Origin of the sequence: Hugenholtzia roseola DSM 9546 (genome assembly GCF_000422585.1) — a bacterium.
Lineage (GTDB): Bacteria > Bacteroidota > Bacteroidia > Cytophagales > Bernardetiaceae > Hugenholtzia > Hugenholtzia roseola.
In genome coordinates, this window is record NZ_AUGI01000076.1 from 1 (window position 1) to 2,702 (window position 2,702).

1 protein-coding gene is annotated in these 2,702 nt (G+C 45.6%); it reads right to left on the reverse strand.

Annotated elements, in window-relative coordinates; translation table 11 throughout:
- Nucleotides 1-2,702: hypothetical protein (locus G500_RS25970; RefSeq protein ID WP_035756793.1), on the reverse strand; the 2,702-nt coding region annotated here is incomplete at both ends.

Genomic DNA, 2,702 nt, shown 5'->3' on the forward strand with positions numbered 1-2,702 from the left:
GTTTCCAAAATTTCCACTTGCGACTGCCGCTCGAAACGGACGGTAATTGTATCGCGCACCTGACAACCTGCCGCGTCGGTAACCTGAATTTCGAAGCGTGTGGGCGTATAGCTATCTTCAAAAACAATTTCAACGTTTGAATTATCAGATACCACTTCTGCTGTGGCTAAATTGCGCCAAAGGTATTCATAGTCAGGCTCATGGGTGAAATTGAAGGCATCAAAACGAAGCGTATCGGTTTGACAGGCGACGATTTCGTCGTTGGGTAGGGTTGCGCCCGCTACGTTTAGGCGTGGGCGAATGTTCACATTTATACTTTTTGATAAGGTACAAATTACGCCAAAAGTGGTGTCGCTAACGGTTACGGTATAAGTGCCAGCTTGATTGACAATGGCACTTAAATTATCGTTTGATACAGAAACAATACCTGTTCCGATTCCTGAAAAAGTCCAAGAGATGAGCATATTTTCGATATTGGTCGCCTCGATATAGAGCCTTTTTTCGTCCGCACAGTCTTGATTTTGTTCTTCCAAAAGTTCAAAATCGGGGTCGGGTTTGAGTTGGATTCTGACCGTATCGCGCACTTCGCAGCCGCGCACAAGGTCTTTGACAATGACGGAATAGAAGCCTTCTTGTGGCGCGTCATAGGTAGAATCTGTACCCAAAATGGTATTGTCGCCTGTTTCGTACCACTCATAGACGACGCTATTGGGGTGCGAAAGGTCGGCAGCTACCAAACGGAAAGGCAAATCCGAAGGGTCGCAAACGCGACGGTCTTGTCCTAAATCTACCTTTAAGGTATCGTAATCATAGATAAAGACGGCATTAGAAAAGCCTTCGCAACCTGTTGTAACATTTTGCAAACGAACTTTATACCAACCTGTATCTAAGGCAAAAAGGGTATCATTGCCATTTCCTACTTGCGCCCAAATATCATTATCAAAATCATATTTGCGCCAATCGTAGATAAAATTAGTAGGTTCGGGCAGGGTCGCAACGATAATTGCCGTATCGCCTACACATTTAAACCTATCTACGCCGATATCAACCGTAGGATTCGGATTGACAGTGAGGACGATTTCGTTGCTTGTGCCTGCGCAAGGGTTGTTATCGCCTACGACATAACCTACTACTTTGATAACATCACCATTTTGCAAAGTATTAGGAGCAGGTGTGTAAGTATCGAGCGTTCCATCTTGTAGTGGCAAACCATTGATATAGAAGATGTAGCGAATTTGCGCATTAGGGTCGTTGGTTGCGCCTGTGGCGGTGAAGGTAGTTGTTTCGCCTGCACAAATTTCCAAATCGTCCGCGCTAAGGGTCATAACAGGCGGGTAAATGGCATTAACCGTAATGATAGTGTTGGGTATATCGCCAGTACAATAGGCATCTTGTAGGCTTAGAGCCTGATAAATGCCGCTGCCTGTATTGATGACAAAGGTCTGCGGACTTTGTGTAGTGGCTACCCCGATGGTTTCATTCACTACGGTCGTAATACCAAAGGTATCCGTAACCGAGTAAGAAAGTTGCATCGGGAAATTCCCTGTCAAGACAAAACTTACATTTGCCGTTTCGCCCACACAAATTGTAGCATTTCCGTTTAGCGTTACGGTAGGCTTGGGATAGACGCGAACTTGTGCCTCGTCGGTGAGCATTTGCACGCAAGTTTCGCCGTTGGGGAGGGTGCGTGTGGCTTCTACGGTGTAGGTATAGGTTGTAATGCCTGTGCTTAGGGTTGTTGTTAGGGGCAGCCCTGCAAAGGTTAGGGTTGTGCCATTGCCCATTTGCGTTCCTATGGTAGAAGTGGTAGGGGCAGAAGTGCCATTTTGGATTGCTTGTATGAGGCGGTAGGAAACATCACCTTCGGTATCGGCAATGTTTAAATCAATCGTACCCCCTTCACAAAATTCGTCTTGCGAAGCCGTAATCTGACCATCTACTAATGGTTCGGAATAGAAAGTAATTTCTATTTCTGCCGTATTGACACAATTGGCGCGACTATCGGTGATATTAACGCGATAAATCGTTGTAACGGGTGCGCCGCCGTTGGGGGCAAAATTATTGGCTTGGATAGTAGGGGTGTTACCCAAATTCACACCGTTGGTTACATCAAACCATTCATAAGAGAAGAAAGGAGCGGTATGAGAAGCATCTGTGGCGTTCAGGGTTTGTGCGCCGTCGCTATTACAAAACTGCTCTTCGGTCTTGGCTACGTTGTTGTGTTTGATTTGTGTAATGGGTTGTGGGTAGAAAGTAACCGTAACTTGGTCGGTACGGAAACATTGGGTCGGCTGGCTCGCATCAATAACTTTCAACTCGTAAGTAACCGTAGAGGAGAAGTTGGCGGCGTTTAGGGTTGCGCCCAAGGTTACTTGGTTTGTGTTCAGATTGCGCCACTCGTATTGGATATTTGCGCCATGTGAAGGGTGCGCTCCGCTGAAAGTTTGCGCACCTTGTACGTCGCAAAAGGCAATGTCGGTAACCTGCCCACCGTTAAAGGTAATTTCGGCAATCGGATTGGTATAAAATTCTACCGTAATCAAGTCTGTACTTTCGCAATTATTGGGTTGCGAACCGTCATTTATGATAACTTGATATTGTGTAGTTGTGCCAAAATTTCCTACCTGTAAAGTTGGGGTATTGGCAATGTTATTTATACCATTTGTCAAATCATTCCACACATAAGTAACTTGCGGATTGTG